The organism is Turicibacter sp. TJ11 (genome assembly GCF_021497505.1).
Taxonomy (GTDB): domain Bacteria; phylum Bacillota_I; class Bacilli_A; order MOL361; family Turicibacteraceae; genus Turicibacter.
Window position 1 is genome coordinate 2,330,664 of record NZ_CP069349.1, and the last position, 15,637, is coordinate 2,346,300.

16 protein-coding genes, 1 pseudogene and 1 other annotated feature are annotated in these 15,637 nt (G+C 33.2%); of the genes and pseudogenes, 11 read left to right on the forward strand and 6 right to left on the reverse strand.

The window, feature by feature from the left end; all coding sequences use genetic code 11:
* Positions 1 to 142 precede the first annotated feature (142 nt).
* The 4 genes and pseudogenes from JRC48_RS11170 to JRC48_RS11185 all read left to right on the forward strand — a co-directional run bounded on the left by JRC48_RS11170 (position 143) and on the right by JRC48_RS11185 (position 2,837).
* Positions 143 to 727, forward strand: coding sequence for a helix-turn-helix domain-containing protein (locus JRC48_RS11170; protein WP_235069581.1), 585 nt, complete (start codon positions 143 to 145; stop codon positions 725 to 727).
* Positions 728 to 838: 111 nt separating this feature from the next.
* A complete protein-coding gene (locus JRC48_RS11175; RefSeq protein ID WP_235069582.1) occupies positions 839 to 1,573 on the forward strand; it encodes an alpha/beta fold hydrolase in 735 nt (244 codons plus the stop codon).
* Positions 1,574 to 1,768: 195 nt separating this feature from the next.
* Positions 1,769 to 2,556 (forward strand): annotated as a pseudogene (locus tag JRC48_RS11180) (IS1595 family transposase).
* A gap of 62 nt (positions 2,557 to 2,618) precedes the next feature.
* Positions 2,619 to 2,837: a hypothetical protein gene (locus JRC48_RS11185; protein WP_235069583.1), complete on the forward strand. Its 219-nt coding sequence runs from the start codon at positions 2,619 to 2,621 to the stop codon at positions 2,835 to 2,837.
* Positions 2,838 to 2,912: 75 nt separating this feature from the next.
* Here JRC48_RS11185 and JRC48_RS11190 read toward each other — a convergent pair whose 3' ends face one another.
* The 3 genes from JRC48_RS11190 to JRC48_RS11200 form a co-directional block, all read right to left on the reverse strand.
* Positions 2,913 to 3,890, reverse strand: a complete 978-nt coding sequence (locus tag JRC48_RS11190) for an aldo/keto reductase (protein WP_235069584.1) — start codon at positions 3,888 to 3,890, stop codon at positions 2,913 to 2,915.
* 115 nt (positions 3,891 to 4,005) lie between these two features.
* Positions 4,006 to 4,587, reverse strand: a complete 582-nt coding sequence (locus JRC48_RS11195) for a TetR/AcrR family transcriptional regulator C-terminal domain-containing protein (protein WP_235069585.1) — start codon at positions 4,585 to 4,587, stop codon at positions 4,006 to 4,008.
* A 206-nt stretch (positions 4,588 to 4,793) separates the two neighbouring features.
* Positions 4,794 to 5,624: an AraC family transcriptional regulator gene (locus tag JRC48_RS11200; RefSeq protein ID WP_235069586.1), complete on the reverse strand. Its 831-nt coding sequence runs from the start codon at positions 5,622 to 5,624 to the stop codon at positions 4,794 to 4,796.
* A 267-nt stretch (positions 5,625 to 5,891) separates the two neighbouring features.
* Between JRC48_RS11200 and aac(6') the strand changes: the two genes are divergently transcribed.
* A complete protein-coding gene (aac(6'), locus tag JRC48_RS11205; protein ID WP_235069587.1) occupies positions 5,892 to 6,341 on the forward strand; it encodes an aminoglycoside 6'-N-acetyltransferase in 450 nt (149 codons plus the stop codon).
* A gap of 411 nt (positions 6,342 to 6,752) precedes the next feature.
* Here the strand turns inward: aac(6') and JRC48_RS11210 are convergent, their stop codons facing one another.
* Together JRC48_RS11210 and JRC48_RS11215 are read right to left on the reverse strand one after the other, a co-directional pair.
* Positions 6,753 to 7,586 (reverse strand): YjjW family glycine radical enzyme activase, encoded by an 834-nt coding sequence (locus tag JRC48_RS11210; protein WP_235069588.1) that lies wholly within the window; start codon positions 7,584 to 7,586, stop codon positions 6,753 to 6,755.
* Positions 7,586 to 9,067, reverse strand: a complete 1,482-nt coding sequence (locus JRC48_RS11215; protein ID WP_235069589.1) for a YjjI family glycine radical enzyme — start codon at positions 9,065 to 9,067, stop codon at positions 7,586 to 7,588. The genes JRC48_RS11210 and JRC48_RS11215 overlap by 1 nt, the downstream gene beginning before the upstream one ends.
* A gap of 251 nt (positions 9,068 to 9,318) precedes the next feature.
* Positions 9,319 to 9,574, forward strand: a binding site (T-box leader).
* A gap of 195 nt (positions 9,575 to 9,769) precedes the next feature.
* On the opposite strand from JRC48_RS11215, the gene brnQ reads away from it, so the two are divergent.
* Entirely contained in the window at positions 9,770 to 11,122 is a 1,353-nt protein-coding gene (gene brnQ / locus JRC48_RS11220; protein WP_235069590.1) for a branched-chain amino acid transport system II carrier protein, read from the forward strand.
* 97 nt (positions 11,123 to 11,219) lie between these two features.
* Positions 11,220 to 11,792: a GNAT family N-acetyltransferase gene (locus JRC48_RS11225; protein ID WP_235069591.1), complete on the forward strand. Its 573-nt coding sequence runs from the start codon at positions 11,220 to 11,222 to the stop codon at positions 11,790 to 11,792.
* On the opposite strand, the gene JRC48_RS11230 is transcribed toward JRC48_RS11225, so the two are convergent.
* Complete coding sequence (locus tag JRC48_RS11230) at positions 11,789 to 12,229, reverse strand: staygreen family protein (RefSeq protein ID WP_235069592.1); 441 nt, start codon at positions 12,227 to 12,229, stop codon at positions 11,789 to 11,791. The two genes, JRC48_RS11225 and JRC48_RS11230, sit on opposite strands and share 4 nt — an antisense overlap.
* 100 nt (positions 12,230 to 12,329) lie before the next feature.
* Between JRC48_RS11230 and JRC48_RS11235 the strand changes: the two genes are divergently transcribed.
* The 4 genes from JRC48_RS11235 (at position 12,330) to nagB (ending at position 15,608) form a co-directional block, all read left to right on the forward strand.
* Complete coding sequence (locus JRC48_RS11235; RefSeq protein ID WP_235069593.1) at positions 12,330 to 12,638, forward strand: cupin domain-containing protein; 309 nt, start codon at positions 12,330 to 12,332, stop codon at positions 12,636 to 12,638.
* 324 nt (positions 12,639 to 12,962) lie between these two features.
* Positions 12,963 to 13,694, forward strand: a complete 732-nt coding sequence (locus tag JRC48_RS11240) for a GntR family transcriptional regulator (protein ID WP_235069594.1) — start codon at positions 12,963 to 12,965, stop codon at positions 13,692 to 13,694.
* Positions 13,695 to 13,710: 16 nt separating this feature from the next.
* The gene (gene nagA / locus JRC48_RS11245) at positions 13,711 to 14,847 is read left to right on the forward strand and encodes an N-acetylglucosamine-6-phosphate deacetylase (protein ID WP_235069595.1); all 1,137 of its coding nucleotides are present in this window, start codon (positions 13,711 to 13,713) and stop codon (positions 14,845 to 14,847) included.
* Between the two features lie 11 nt (positions 14,848 to 14,858).
* Positions 14,859 to 15,608, forward strand: coding sequence for a glucosamine-6-phosphate deaminase (gene nagB, locus JRC48_RS11250; RefSeq protein ID WP_235069596.1), 750 nt, complete (start codon positions 14,859 to 14,861; stop codon positions 15,606 to 15,608).
* The last annotated feature ends 29 nt before the right edge of the window (positions 15,609 to 15,637 follow it).

A 15,637-nucleotide genomic window follows, 5' to 3' on the forward strand; every position in this document is an offset into this window, starting at 1 on the left:
TACACACTTAACTTGACAAGGTCAAATGAGATGAATTAAATGCTTTCTTCTTTAACTCTACGGAGCGTTTATTGAATTAAGTAAAAAAGTTGTTAAAATGAAATCGATGATAACGACTAAAATGAGAAAGGAGGTTAAGAAGATGAACTGTGAAAGAATAGGTCAGTTAATTTATGAGTTAAGAAAAGAGAAAAAAATGACACAAAAGCAAGTAGCAGATCTTTTAAATATAACAGATAAAACTATTAGTAAGTGGGAACGTGGCTTAGGGTGTCCCGACGTGTCATTACTTCGTGAATTAGCGTCCATTTTTGGAATTAGTGTTGATCAGTTATTAGTTGGAGAGTTAAAAATTAATGAACAAGTAGGTGGGAATATGAGAAATGTAAAATTTTATATTTGTCCACAGTGTGGCAATCTAATGACAGCAACGGCACAGGCAACCTTAAGTTGCTGTGGTAAAACACTCGAACCATTAGTTCCTAAAAAAGTAGAACCGGAACATAAATTAATGATTGAAGATGCTGATGGAGAGTTATATGTTACTTCAAATCATGAAATGAGCAAAAAACATTATATTACGTTTATAGCTGTTGTAACGGGAGATACAGTTACGATTACTAAGCAATATCCTGAATGGAGTATGCAGTGTCGATTAGAAAAACGTAAGCGAGGAAAATTATATTTTCACTGTAATGAACATGGACTATTTTATCAGTTAATTTAATTCAATGTTTAATTGAATAAAAATTGTAGACTTTTATGAAAGCCAATAGACGCTAATTCTCAATATGATATAATAAGGAAGAGCTAAGCTTAAAATTGAGGAGGAAAGCATTTGAAAAAGAAGGGAATAAAGTATACTTTATTTGGGTTTTTAGCGATTCTTCTTGTTCTACTGATCGGTGGATTTACTTGGTTAAATCAAACTTATAAACCAACGGATCAATTATTTGAACTAGTGTCTGACGATGAATATAAAAAAGTCGATGATTTTTACGTATTTGAACCAAAAAACGAAGCAAATGGAGTCGGGATTGTTTTATATCCAGGAGCTTTAGTTGAACCATTAAGTTACGGGTATTATGCTAATGAATTATCAAAAAAAGGTTATTTAGTAGCTATTCCAGAAGTGAACTTAAACCTCTCGATTTCAGATAATGAAAAAGCAGGTCAGTTCATTGAAAAACATCCAGAAATTGATTCATGGTATGTTGGAGGACATTCAATGGGTGGAGTAAGTGCTACAACTTATGCCTCAAATCACTTAGATCAAGTCGATGGTGTGATTTTATTAGGATCTTATCCTGCGTCTTCAACTGACTTATCAACAACTGACTTAAATGTCTTAAGTCTTTATGCAGAGTTTGATGGGTTATCAACAGAAGAGAAAGTGTTCAATAAAGCTGATAATTTACCAGAGGATACTGTATACACAGAAATTTTAGGTGGTAATCATGCTCAGTTTGGAATCTATGGTGAACAAAGTGGTGACTTAGAAGCTACTATTTCAGTGATTGAGCAACAAAATCAAATGGTGACTGATACGCTTAATTTTTTAGGTGAATACTAAAAACATCATTAAATTAGTCTGATAAAAAAGAGCTTGAATGATTAGAACGATAAATTAAGCGTTCGATTAATTCAAGCTCTTTTTTTGTTTAACTGTGTTTTAGAAAATGTTGATATTTCACACAGAATTTGAATCACTAACTTCTGAATTATCCACTATAATAGTAATAGAACCAATGTTTGGGAAGTTGGATTCATTCCAAAAGCAGTTACTTTAGCACTTTTAAAGCGAGTAGCATCTATTGATTTGCCAGAAATCTTAGTTGAAGTTGAAAAAGGAATTTTTAAATCAGATTTATCTAAGCTTCAAAATGAAATTCAAGAAACCAGATATTCATCAGGGCAGTATAAATGCCCTTTTTTCTGGCGACATAAAATTTTAGATGCACTCAGTTGATTTATGGGAACGGGAGAAGTTGATGGATGGGTTGAAGCAGACGAATGTTATCTTCGTTATAGCTATGAAGGAAATCATTCTAAAAGCAAACGTGGAGGTGAGTCGGTAGGTAAGCGTGGAGTATCAAGCGAATAAGTCTGTATTGGAACTGCTTTAGATAGAACGGGCAATTCTAATTGGTATGGTTGGAACGGGACGAGCAAAATATGATAATCTAAAACGTTTCTTTGAAGGACATATCGTTCCCCACTCTATTTTGTGTACGGATAGTGCTCATGGATATGGAAAATTAGCTAAACAACTGAATTTAGAACATCAAGCAATTCCATCTGGAAAAAACATGAAAGGTATCTATCATATCCAGCACATTAATGCATTTCACAGTAATTTTAAAGCTTTCTTATAAAAATTTAGAGGGGTATCAACTAAGCATCTAAATAGTTATTTAAAATGGTTCAAGTGGATTGAGCTTTTTAAGAATGAAAAAGAACTTCTGATTCATCCAGAAAGCTTATGTACAATCACAGGCAAGTTATCCTCTAATATCTAATGAAATGATTAGCGACCGACAACCATCATTTTTATAATGTTGAATTAATCATCCTATAATGATATGATTAATATTGAAAATATTGGTAGGTGATAAGTTGTGCAAGAGAAGGAAAATAAATCACTTGTTCATTATGTAATTAGTTGGATAATCATTGTATTAGTAGTTTCTTTTGTTTTGTTTTTTGGGGCATCATTATTTACTAACACACAGGTAACAACAATTGTTTGGGAAGATGCATTGCAAATTCTTGGTTTTTCTACAACCATTTCAACTGTTATAACATGCACACAATTTTTAGCAGATAAATTAAAATAAAAGTCTCTCACTCGTGAGAGACTTTTATTTTTTCTTAAATATCAATATTTTTCTAAAACAGAGCCTTTTGTTTAACTAAGCCATCATCCCCACTAGTTTATGAGGAATATAGGGCTCTTCTAAATATTTGATCTCTTCTTCAGTTAGTTTTAACTGCACCGCTTTAACTGCGCCCTCAACATGATGTAGTTTAGTAGCCCCAACAACTGGAGATGTTACTTTCATTAAAAGCCAAGCCAATGAAATTTCAGTCATAGATACTTGTCTTTTATTTGCGAGTTCAGCAACACGATTAATAATGATTTGATCTTGTTTTTTGGTGTGAATGTATTTAGATTGTGCATATGTATCTTCGACTAGTCGTTTTGAACTTTCATCTTTATGCTTCGATAGGCGACCACCTGCTAGTGAGCTATAAGGTGTTAATGAAATGTTTTCTTCTTTACAATAAGGAACCATTTCTCTTTCTTCTTCTCTAAAAATTAAGTTATAGTGTCCTTGAATGGAAACAAACTTAGCAAATCCGTATTGTTCAGCTAATGCATTTGCTTTTATGATTTGCCAGGCAAAGCAATTTGAGATCCCGATAGCTTTTACTTTTCCTGCCTTCACCATATTATTTAATCCATCCATAATATCATAAAGAGGCGTATTATCGTCCCATTTATGATAGATATATAAATCTACATAATCCATTCCTAAATTTTTTAAACTTTGGTTAAGCATTCGTTCAATGTGTTGTTGTCCGGTAATTCCTTGTTCAATGTCTTGTTGAGTTCTTGGAAGAAACTTTGTTGCCACGACAACGTCTTCTCGTTTAGCAAAATCTTTTAACGCTCGTCCAAGATATTGTTCGCTTGTTCCATTTTGATAGGTGATAGCAGTATCAAAAAAATTAATACCTAACTCTAATGCTTTTTTAATAATTAATCGAGACTCATCTTCGTTTAAAGTCCAGCTATGTGGACCTTGATTTGGATCACCAAATCCCATACACCCCATACAAATTCTTGAAATTTTAATATCAGTATTTCCTAAGTTTGTATACTCCACTTTAACTACCTCCTCATTGATCGATCACCTATGCTTTAGTATCTATGATAGTTGATTAAAGAAGGGCATACAATTTATACTTTAAAAAGAGATGTCTATATATTGACTTTTTTTATTAAATGTCTAGTTTGGTATAAGGATTTTTTTTATAGTCACCATCTGCAAATAGTTGATCCATCCCAACACTTCTTAGCTCAGTAATTAGATCAGCCATTTCTTCGCAAGAGATAGGGAAGTCGGATAAAATCCAAGATAACGTCATACTACTCGATGCTAACGAATGATATTCCGTTGCAAAACGTAAAGTATCAGGCATTGGATTTTTTCCATATAGATGTTGATGCCAATCTAAATCAAATTGTTTACAGTGTTCAAAAATATAATCCTTTAAGCAATTTTGTCCTTCTAATAAACACGCTTGTTTTAAGAAGATACGATATTTTTTCATACGATTAAAGGAGTCTAGTAAAGATGTGTAAAAATCAATTTCAACTTTTGAATCGTGATAACAAGGAATAATTTTACTAACATAAATGTACTGAATTAAATCATTTTTATCTTTAAAATGATTATAAAAGGTTTGACGACTGACGCCAGTATGATTAAGAAGATCTTTGATGGTTATAGATTTTAAAGAAGTAGATTCACATAAATCGAGTAAGGCATTCGCTAATAACTCTTTAATATTAATTGCCATTTAAAAACTCCTTTTTGATTCATCAATTATTTTAAGTCATGAAGACATAAAAGTTATCGTAATAAAATGATATTAAAATGAAGGACAAACCGATAAAAGTTCATTAGATAAAGTTTCTTAATCGTTATTTTAAGTCCTTCATTTATCATCAAAAAAGGGATATAGCACTTGTTTTAGTTAAAGAGACTATATCCTATAGATAATCATTAAGAGATGAAATGAGCACTTCGATATTCGCGAGGGCAGATTCCAATCACTTTTTTAAATATTTTTGAAAAGACTAAAGCATCTGTATAACCTACTGAATGAGAAACCTCTTGAATGCTTAGCGTTGATTGTTTTAATAAACGACAAGCTTTGTTGATACGATATTGAATGAGGTAATTTTTTGGAGAATTGTTCATCTTTTCGTTAAAGAGTTTCGTTAGATATTTACGATTAATTCCCACATGGTTTGAGATCTCTTCAACCGTAATTTGTCGAGAATAGTTCGTTTCGATGTATTCAATCGCTTGTCTAATATAATCAGATTGACGACTTGTCGTCTGAATTTTTGGAATTTGTGGTTCTGTGTGATCGCAAAGTGTCCCAATCAGAGCATAAAATCCGCTAATTGCTTGTAAGTCAGCACTTTTAGGATAATTGCTAGCATTTAAGATGTATTCAAAACACTGTTCTATTTTATGACCATTTTCAAAACTTAAAACTGGAGATGAAGTAGACAGACCAATTCGCTCTAAATATTCATTTACTGCCTCACCATTAAATCCAATAAAATGATAAGACCAAGGATTTAATAAATCAGGTTTATAATTAATCACAACGTGTGGAGGAACTAAAAAACACGTTTGTTCTACAATTGTATAATCTTGTCCATCTATTGTTAAGTATCCTGATCCCTCTGTCACATAATACAAACTGTAGTAATCACGTATACCAGGTCCCCATGATTGATTTTTTTCACAATCACTGCTTCCGCAATGATAAAGCATAAAGTCTAGTCTAGAGTAATCAGCCTTTGGCTTGAAACAATGCATACTTTATAACCCCCTCTTTATCTGAGGACATTATACCATATTTTGATAATTTTATGTAATATTGATTGAAAGCACTTTTATATTTGTTGTATAATAAAGATATAATTTTATATACGCTTTCATAAAATTAAAAGAGCATTAGTTGATCTGTAAATAAAGAATCATGTTAGTTTTAAATGTCCTCATTTAAAGACATAAGTGAATAAAATCATTAAAAAGAATCCAAAACGGAAGTAGTTAAATAAGAGAAATTAGGAGGGAGATATTATGAGAATTAAACAAGCGGATCTAGATGAAGTGTTAGAAGTCGCAAGATTAGCTTTAGTCTTATGGCCATATCATTCGATGCATGCTATTGCTTTAGAAATTTCAGAGATGATTCAACGTAAAGAAGGGGCTTATTTTTTAGCTTATAATGAAAGTGAGGTCATTGGATTTGCACAGATTAACTTAATCCATAGCTCTGTCGATGAAGAAAATGGTGTTCCAGTTGGCTACTTAAAAGGAATTTTTGTCGTTGAAGCATATCGTCAACAAGGAATTGCTAAAGAGTTATTAACAGCTTGTGAACATTGGGCAATCGAACAAGGGTGTGAAGAATTAACAAGCGATTGCGAATTATCAAATGATCAAATTTTAAATTTCCACCGTAGTGTAGGTTTTGAAGAATCTAATCGAATTGTTTGTTTTAGAAAGTCTTTAAAAGGTGAAAAATAAGAATATTATTTTAAATAGGGTATTTTAAAATCACTAAAAAATCAGGAGATGAGTCTAAAGTAGTCTCATCCCCCGATGTCACCGAAGAAGTCTGTGTATAGTAGGACAAATACGATAAATAAGATTAAACAGATGGCTGCTGTTTTTTGATTAAACCACCCCATAAGACCACTTCCTTTTTATGAAGGATAAATGTTATTCCTGTCTAAAGGATATGCATGAGTTTTAAAATAAATGATATGAACCTTAGTAAGTGGAAGGTTAAAGATTAAAAAGAATAACTTATTTAGTCATGATTTAAGAGTTATCAAAAAAAATATGTGATTTTTCAGTTAAAGAGGATGATGTTCATTTGAAGTAGAACGTAATAAAGCAGGCCTTATTGGTCTGCTTTATTTTGTAATTTTATGGTTACACAATGATGGTATTGAAACATCCTACTTCATGAGCTAGACGTTCTAAGTGATTCATATCATGATCAGTAGGAGTAGTCAGATTTAAATTATTTTCTCGAACTCCTAGGTGGCGATACTTAATTAATTTATAACGGGCAGTTGAATTTTTGATTTTATGAGCCACGTTTGTGACAGTTTCTTCATTATTAAATAATTCAGGAACTACAACGGTACGGACTTCATAAAGTTTTCCACAGTCTACAAGATAATCTAAGTTTTTTAGTACCATCTCATTATCTGCTTTAATATATTTTTTATGTCTTTCTTTATCCCATACTTTTACATCAAGCATTACGCCATCACATAAGTTCATAAGTTTTTCTTGCTGACTTAAATCTGTTGATCCATTTGTATCAATGAAGCAAGTGAGGCCTATTTCTTTTGCTTTCGTAAATAGCTCGATTAGAAACTCAGCTTGAAGGGTACATTCCCCTCCAGACACAGTAATTCCTTGAATAAAAGGACGGTAATTTTCGATTTCCTTAATAATCTCATCAGCAGTCGCTACTTTGTATTTAGGCGTACTGTTGCGATGACATGTTTTTGTACAAGCATCGCATTCAATACAACAGTTTGAGTTAAAAACAATTTGTCTGTTTTCACGATTAATCGTTAATGCGTCAACCGGACAAGCTTTTACACAGAAGCTACAATTAATACAGTGATTAATCGTTTCAGGATTATGACAGTAAATACAGTCGAAATTACATCCTTGTAAAAAAATCGCTGTACGATTTCCAGGTCCATCGACTGAACTAAAAGGAATAATCTTATTTAAGTAACCGTTCATTAACGTACTTTACGCTCGTACACTTTTCCATTACGAACTTGTCCTTGTCCAAGAACAACTGTATCTTGAAGTGTTGCTATTCCTTGATCTAATTTGGCAATTTCACTGCGTTTAACAAGATAGCCAGTAATACGAATCACATCTGCATCTGATGAGTAAAGTGAGAAATAACGCATTCCTTCTTTAAATGCTCCTTGAATAATATTTAAAATGAATTCTGGATTGTTAACAGCGTTTAATTCAAATGGGAAGATATCTCCAGTTCCTGATGGGAAGTATTTATGGAAACGAGCCGTTTGTTTTAAATGTTTCCATAACTCTGGTTCTTCACCAATTGGGATACGTGCACCTGGGCTTGTATTGATGTCATCACCAATTCCCACTTGTGCGTGTAGTAATAATCGTTCATTCGTCACTTTACAATGTTTACTCTCAAATTGATGAATAAATGCCTCCATCGTTTCCATGATACGAACTCCTAAGTCGTCTGCAATTTGTGAGTGACCGAATTTATCTTCAAGTTTTTCAGCTTTTAATAACGTATTAACACATTCTGCAAGACCAACTAAACCAAACATTGATGTGAAGCGATCTTTTGAAATGAAACCTTCAGTCACTAAGAAGTTTGTTTCAAAGAAGGTACTTTCTTCAACGATATAACGAATACGTTCATTAATATAATCAGCCATACAAGTCATGGCGTGAGGCAATTTATGATTAAAGAAATCATCAATACTTGTTGCCGTTTCAGCTAATTTAGATAAACGCATACGAACGAGCGTATGTGCACCTCCACCGGCGTGAAGTCCATTGTAACAACTTGCAATTCCGTACTCACCTAAGTCTTCAGTGAACATATTGTGATTAGCAAAGCTTGGTTTAGCTGTAGCTAAAGCCGTTTTAATCGCTTCAATAGCTAAATCATCAGGGGTTTCCTCATTATATTTTAAAGTTAAGTTTGGAATCGCATTTTCTAATTCACGTTCAACTTCTAAGATGATTTTTGCAGCACGTGTTGCCTTAGGCCCTAAGTTAGCATGGCAAAATGAGTCTGTAATCGTGCGATCAAGTTGAGTAAAGAATAGGCGAATCGCAAGTTTTGCTTCTTCTTCATCCTCAATAAATGGCTCTAATAAGTAATCAATATTCCCAATATAAACAGGCATCGTTGTAATTGAAGGAACATGTTTATAAAAAATTAATAAGTAATTTGTAGCTTCCCAAATATTTGTCGGAGGATCTAACTGTAAAAACTTACACCCTTCCTTCATAAATTTTTCGTAATTTGGAAGAATGTAACGTGGACGATAAGGAACATTTCCTTCAAATAAATCACAAATGATTCCCGCTTCACGTAAAGCTTGTGTATCTTCTGAAATATTTAGGACTTCAACACTGTTTTCAGCGTAACGTGCTAATGCGACAACTTTTTGTTCGAAAGTTAATGTCTTATCTTTAACAATCTGTTCAACACCAGTCATCAATTTTTCACCTCATATATTAGATTTCAGACCCTTTTTCGTCAATTTACGACACAGGGTAAGATTATATTATAACATTTTAACATCAGGTGAGACTATATGAAATATTAGTTAGCTTCTTTATGATGCGTGAATGAAGTGAGTAAATCAAGATGTGAATACGTAACACTTACAATAAAAAATTACCATAAAATGTAAAAATAAAATTGACTTTGATGAATTGAGATGCTAATATAATCACAACAACAAATTTAAATTCGATGAAGAGAACGAGTAGATTAGTTTAAGTCCTTACAGAGAGTCGATGATTGCTGAGAGTCGATGGTTACGAACTAATTGAAAATCATCTCTGAGAAGTAAGACTGAACGAGTAGTAAGTCTTATCGGGCGTCTTTTCCCGTTATCAAAATAAGCCATTGAACTCTTGTAAAAGATAAGATGTGTAAAGTGCTATAAGTTTTAAGCTTATAGAATTTGGGTGGTACCACGGAGAACTTCGTCCCATGAATGTGAGATTCATGGGATTTTTTTGTTTTAAGCGACAAACATTTAACTTAGTTCTTCGGGTTAAGCATGAATATGTAGAGGGGGGAGTGACGGGATCAATCAAGATGATTAAAGACAGTGGGAGTATCAATGAATATTAAAATGAAAGGAAGTTTATTCTAGGGGAAAGGATAAACTTTGAAGGGAGAGAGCGTCATGGGTAATTTATCAAAAAAAGATTTTATTTTAGTTAGTTTAATGTTATTCTCTTTATTTTTTGGAGCAGGAAATTTAATTTTTCCACCTTTTCTAGGGCAAAGTGCAGGCCATCAGATGTGGATTGCAATGTTAGGTTTTTTTATTACCGCTGTTGGATTTCCTGTTTTAGGGGTGATTGCAGTAGCTAAATCGAAAGGACTCTATAACTTAGCAGCGCGCGTCAATCCAGTTTTCGCTTCAATTTTTACAGTTTTAATTTATTTATCAATTGGACCTGGACTTGGAATTCCACGTGCGGGAAGTCTTCCTTTTGAAATGGCAGTAGCACCTTACTTACCTGCTGAGGTTTCAATCGTATTAGCAAGATTTTTATTTACAGCCTTATTTTTTGCTTGTGCGTATTGGTTAGCTTTATCTCCAACAAAGTTAGTGGACCGAATGGGAAAAGTTTTAACTCCTACTTTATTAACCCTAATCGTCTTAATCTTTGTTGGCTCAATTATTAAACCAATAGGCGAATATGGAATGCCAACACATGATTATCAAACGATCCCTTTTGTTAAAGGATTTTTAGAAGGGTACTTAACAATGGATACCATTGCAGCTTTGAATTTTGGAATTGTTATTGCGTTAGCCATTCGAACAAAAGGTGTTACAGATGAGAAGTTAGTGATTCAAAGTACGATTAAATCAGGATTAGTAGCGGGATCACTCTTAATCTTTATTTACTTAATTTTAGGACACTTAGGGGCAATGAGTGGTGCAGTTCATGGTGAAACAGAAAATGGTGCTCAGACATTAACGTATGTGATGAATGATATCTTTGGGACACCAGGCGCTATTTTATTAGCGATCGTTTTTACATTAGCATGTTTAACAACATGTGTGGGATTAATTACTTCATGTGGTCAATACTTCGCTTCTTTAACACCTAAGATAAGCTATAACGGATGGGCGTCTATCTTAGCTTTATGTAGTATGACATTAGCTAATATGGGACTAAATCAAATTCTTTCGCTCTCAGTTCCTGTTTTAGATGCTATTTACCCAGTTGCCATCGTATTAATTGTATTATCAATGATGAATCGTTTGATTAAAGAAAGTTTTCTTGTTTATCGCGTCACGATTTTAGTGACTGGAATTGTAAGTGTCATTTATGCGTTGAATCAAGTGGGTATTCATTTAGGACTATTAACAACATTCTGTGAGAGATTACCTTTATATCACGAAGGTCTAGGTTGGGTTAGTCTTGCACTAGGAGCAATGGTAGTGACGATTGTCTTAGATCATGTCTTAGATTTAAAGAATACATCTGAACCTTTAGCATCTGTGAATTATATAGAAGAATAGTTAAAAAGAGGTATCTTAACGATACCTCTTTTTAATGAAAAGAAAACATGATTGGTGAATAAGGTGAGTATAATGTTCATAGGTAGGGGGGATTAGCTTGGAAATTAGAGATTATCAATCAGACGATCAAATCAGTTGGTTACGTTGCCGAGTTTTAGCTTTTTTAGATACGGCTTACTATGATATAGTCATCAAAGAAAAGGACGTTTATCAATATCCATCGATTGAGCTAGTCGCCATAGAGGATGGAATCGTGGTTGGTTTAATCGATGTTGAGTATGAAGAAGAGCCAAATAAAATTTGTACTGCTCATGAAACGAGAGGTGCAATGATTTGGCATTTAGCTGTTCATCCTGACTATAGTCATCAAGGAATTGGAGTGGCTTTATTAAAAGAAGTCGAACATCGATTGAAAGAAAAAGAAATTACCTATCTTGAGGCGTGGACGCGTGATGATGAGTGGATTCATCGTTGGTATTTAAAACAAAATTTTATGAAGTTAAGTACTTATTTGCATGTTTACATTGATGGAACAAATGGGGTTGCTTCACAGATCAAAGATTTAGTTCCAATCCAGTCATTTTGTCAGTATATAGGTAGTGACCCGGATATGATTAAAAAAAGATATAAACGGGTTCATGAATGTACTGGATTTGTTAAGATGATTTAATAATCGGTAAATGATCCATAGCACTCTGTACGATTCAAACTAAGATCTTGTGATTGAAAATAAACATATATAGGAGCTTTAAGAAATTGTGGATAAAAATAAAATAGGTGTGGATCGCCTTGTTTGATCGCAGATAAGGTGAGCGGAAGATGTTTAATAAAAATTTCATTTCTTTTAGCTGATGATTCAGTGCCATCAACACCGTCAACTCTTACGCGAATATAAAAATAGTATTGTGAAGCACTATTAGTTAACCATTCACCAATCACCTCATCACGCATTGCTGTGAATTTTTCATAAGCAAATTCAGATCCAACAACTAAGAATAAGTCAGCTGTTTCATCTGAATGAGTTAACGTGTACCGTCTTGGACAGAGTTGACTCAAGTTAGGTAATCGATAATTGATCCATAATTTATTTAAATCTAGTTTATTCATTTCATCTCCTCCTTACTGTATCGTATGTGGGTTAGCCTATTTAGTGAAGATTATAAACAACAGAATCGCACATACTAAAAGAGTAGAATGGAGGTAAACTATGAGTGAAAAAAATGAATTTTATCGTTTAAAAAACTTAGAAGAAGCCAAACAAGTCATTGCAAACAATGCTAAGTTTCGAACTATTTATTTTAAATTTGAGGTTGGGCGTGGCTTACCTAAACATAATCATAATGGTTATGCTACCATTTATGTCATTAAAGGCGAAATTAGTATGAGTTTTAGTGATGGACAAAGTTATGAATTATTGACAGGAGATTTTTTATCATTTAACGCTTGTGTTGAACACGATGTACTGGCCACACTAGAAAGTGAAGTACTTGTAACCATCTCAGAGTCAATAAAGTAGAGATTTTGATGAGTACAGTCTTTTTATTATAATTCTTAACACTAAGGAATTTAATTTGTATGAATTTAGTTATTGCTTTTTGGAAAGAAGCAATAAGCTCGTTATTTCACCTTAAGCAATCAACTTAAAGTTTATTCCTAGAGGATAAAGAATAATGACACTAATTAATAAAAACTAGGCGCACTTCATCGCGCCTTTTTTTGTGGAAATATTTTGAATTTTTTTCCAATAACAACTTGATAAAGTAAACGATATCACCTACAATAGGGGTGTATTGGAATTGGTATATACCATCTAGCCTAAGAGGAAAGAAGGGATCCTTTATTGAAAAAAGTAGATAAACAACTAGATATTCCGCTACATTTGCAACTTTCACAAATTATCCGAGAAATGATTGATAAAGGTGAACTTCAACCGGGAGATGCTTTAATGTCAGAACGTGAAATCTGTCGCCTACAAGGAATTAGTCGAATGACGGTAAATAAGGTGATTGTAAATTTAGTAAACGAGGGATTATTAGACCGTCAACAAGGGAAAGGAACATTTGTAGCTTTTAAAAAGAAAAGACATCGGTATGAAAAGTTAGAAGGATTGACACAAATTCTAAAAAAACAGGGACTTGATGTGTCAAATGAATTATTAGAATTTAGTTTAGGCGAAAGAAGTCAAAATATACAGAGAAAACTCCAAATGGATCAATCTGTCGCTTATAAGATTAAACGTATTCGTTATATTAATGAAGATCCAGTTGTTTTAGAAACCGTTTATTTAAATCCGAAAATGTGTTCAAATTTAACAGAAGATTTAATTCAAAACTATTCTCTATATCATATCTATAAAGAAATCTATCAGTATAGGGTGATAAAAGCTGAACAAATTATCACACCAATCATGCTTAATAAAGAAGAGGCTAAATTGTTAAAACAACCTCGAAATACACTCGCTTTAAAAATAGATCGTATTGTTTATACATCTGATGAAAAAGTGATGGAGTATACTGTTTCTATTTTTATGAGTAATAAACATGATTTTGAGATTGTTTTACACGAAGATTAATTAGACGAGGTGAGGTATGAGAGCGATCATTAATGGAAAAATTATTACACCTAGTGGAATGATAGAAAACAAAGTTTTAGTTTTTGATGAAACCATTCAAGGGATTCAAACTGAGATTCCAGACAATTGTGAGATAATCGATGTCAAAGGAATGTATGTTGCTCCAGGTTTAATAGATGTTCATGTGCATGGAAGCTGTGGTGCAGATACAATGGATCAAACAAAAGAAGCAATTGAAATCATTAGTACAGGAATTTCTAAAAACGGAGTAACAGCTTTTTTACCAACGACTATGACCATGAGCCAAAAAGATATTTATCGAGCTTTAGATATCGTTCGTTTATGTATGAATCAACCGTTAAAAGGGGCAAAAGTATTAGGTGCTCATATGGAAGGGCCTTTTATTAATGCGATTTATAAAGGGGCTCAGTCTGATGAGTATATTCTTAAACCAAACTATGAGTTTATCAAAAACTATACCGATGTCATCAAACTAGTTTCGTATGCTCCTGAAATGGATAAGGATTATTCATTTACTAAAGAAGTCAAAGAAAAAACAGACATTACTTTATCGATAGGACATACTAATGCTACTTATCATGAAGCGAAAGAGGCATTTCGTTGCGGATGCTCACATGTGACTCATTTATTTAATGCGATGACGCCGTTAAATCATCGAGAACCTGGAGTCGTTGGGGCAGCACTTGGAAGTGATGTTTTTACTGAATTCATCGCAGATAAGATTCATGTCAATTCAGTACTATTTCAATTCTTATTAGACAATAAAGGCAAAGATAAAATCGTGTTAATCACAGATAGTATGCGTGCTGGTTGTATGAAAGATGGTGTTTATGATTTAGGTGGACAAGCTGTATTTGTTAAAGATGGTGCAGCACGCTTAGAAAGTGGGAATCTAGCAGGTAGTATTTTAACGTTAAATAAAGCTGTGTATAACTTTTTAAAGCATACAAATATGACACTTGGTGAAGCTATCCATTTAGCTTCTTTAAATCCTGCGACATCGATCGGAATTTCAAATTGTAAGGGAAGTTTAGAGATTGGGAAAGATGCTGATATTTCGATTTTTGATGAACAAATGAATTGTTATTTAACGATTGTTGAGGGGCGTGAAGTCTATAATCAACTTCATTAAGGGGTGAGAGAATGAGAATTTTAGTTTGCAAAGATTATAATGAAGTGAGTCAAAAAGCAGCACAGATGATATTAAGTCAAATTACACTAAAACCAAATTGTGTGTTAGGTCTTGCGACGGGAAGTACACCAATTGGAATGTATGAAAATCTAGTTACTATGTATCAGCAAGGACTGGTTGATTTCTCAGAAGTACAAACTTTTAATTTGGATGAATATTTATCGATATCACCTACTAATGAACAAAGTTATCATTACTTTATGAATGAATATTTATTTAATCATGTGAATATTGATAAAAATCACATTCACATCCCAAATGGAATGGCTGACTCAATGCAAGAAGAGTGCATAAGATATGAGCAGCTCATAAAAGATGTAGGTGGTATTGATATTCAAGTTCTTGGTATTGGACATAATGCTCATATTGGATTTAATGAACCGACGATTAACTTTGAAAAAGGAACACATATTGTTGAATTAGATGAATCGACTCGTCAAGCTAATGCACGATTTTTTAATCATATTGATGAAGTTCCTAAATATGCGATTACCATGGGGACTGGATCGATTTTTAAAAGTCGCAAAATTATGCTATTAGCGACAGGAACTAGTAAAGCTCAAGCCATTCATGATATGGTTTATGGAAAAGTACAACCCGAAGTCCCAGCATCTATCTTACAATTTCATCATGATGTTGTTCTAATACTTGATGAGGAAGCAGCATCTTTATTACTCGATGGTGATTATAAAAGAGTATAAACATGAAGTGGGTTATGAAAATATTGATG